Source organism: Nitrosomonas halophila, assembly GCF_900107165.1.
In the GTDB taxonomy this organism is placed as follows: domain Bacteria; phylum Pseudomonadota; class Gammaproteobacteria; order Burkholderiales; family Nitrosomonadaceae; genus Nitrosomonas; species Nitrosomonas halophila.
In genome coordinates this window covers 1-1,220 of record NZ_FNOY01000147.1, presented here as the reverse complement: position 1 = coordinate 1,220, position 1,220 = coordinate 1, and the positions used below count along the sequence as shown (strand labels likewise).

The 1,220-nt window shown below is 48.9% G+C and carries 2 protein-coding genes and 1 pseudogene; all 3 read right to left on the bottom strand.

What is annotated here, in order from left to right:
- Positions 1-94 precede the first annotated feature (94 nt).
- Entirely contained in the window at positions 95-526 is a 432-nt protein-coding gene (locus tag BLV85_RS14730) for a helix-turn-helix domain-containing protein (protein ID WP_176974069.1), read from the bottom strand.
- Between the two features lie 189 nt (positions 527-715).
- Positions 716-1,036 carry a hypothetical protein gene (locus BLV85_RS14725; protein ID WP_143032375.1) on the bottom strand — a complete coding sequence of 107 codons (321 nt, stop codon included), beginning with the start codon at positions 1,034-1,036 and terminating at the stop codon, positions 716-718.
- A 4-nt stretch (positions 1,037-1,040) separates the two neighbouring features.
- Positions 1,041-1,220: pseudogene (locus BLV85_RS14720) on the bottom strand (LysR family transcriptional regulator); the annotation flags it as partial.

Below are 1,220 nucleotides of genomic sequence, written 5' to 3'. Positions count from 1 at the left end.
GACAGAAAAAAATCCGTAGTGCCAACCGACTCCAGTTGAAAATTTTAACTTGTTGAAAAATTGGGGATGTTTGAGATAGGGTCACGAAGTTGGGTTAACGTGTTTTTTTTAAAAGCTGACGTATTGTTTCGTAACTGCAAGATGATGCATAGGATAATTCCACCACCTTGCCAGCCAGCAAACGCAAAGTCCAATGATCATGACCCACCGGCGCATCACTACAAGCTATCGCAATCAGGTGGGCCGCCTGTCTGTCAGTCAATTTCGGGCGTTGACCCGGGCGCGGTCGATCGTATAAGGCAGCTTCCGGGCCTTCTTCCACGCACCGTTGCCGGGTTTTAGCCACCATTGATGCCGAAACATCCAAAGCCTGTATGATATCTTTGTCCGGCACACCGTCCGCTGCTTTCAAAAGAATATGTGCCCGTGTTTGCTTGCGCGCGGCGCTCTTGCCTTTTCGTAACACAGCTTGTAGGTGAAGCTTTTCCTCCTCACTTAAATTTACTTTGTATTTTTTCGTAGACATGAATTTTCTCCTAATGGATTGCGCTTCTTTATTCATGCTATACATTAATATTGTATTCTACTACTTTGTTTTACAATGACTAGCTACTAGTGTGCTCGCACCGTACGGCGAACCACCGGTGATTTCACTCATGTTCATGATCTCCTGACAGGAATAAGGAACGCCCGCGATGGCCATACATGCTGTATCTCATGATTTCATGGCCCAGGGAAATAATTTTCGATCAGTTTGTCCGCTATTAGCAATACCAAATGCAAATACCAGAATGGACTGTTCGCCAACTTTATGCTCCTGGCACGAAATACCCCTCCAAGCGAGCGTATATCCTTGTGGAAGGATATCGTTTGCTGCCTGTTTCAGCGCCTCGTTCGCCTGCCCCTGAGCTATGTCGGGCGCAGTACTTCCCAGTACGAATCCAGAATTGAATCCAGTGCTGACTGGCAAATTGTAGCCCAACGATATACCGCCATTTCGTCGTATGCAATCGACGGGGAGGGTGGGGTGCTGCATGGTGTCACGCCAAAGGGGGCAGGGACTCTCTGGCTTTGCCTAAAAACTCCAGGAAGGCTTGCGCGACGACTGAGAGTTGCTTGCCTGATGGGTAGGCCACATACCAGTACCGCTTGATCGGAAATCCCACCACATCCAGAATGGCAAACCGGCTCATCGGTTCTTCCAGTGCGAGCGCGTGCCG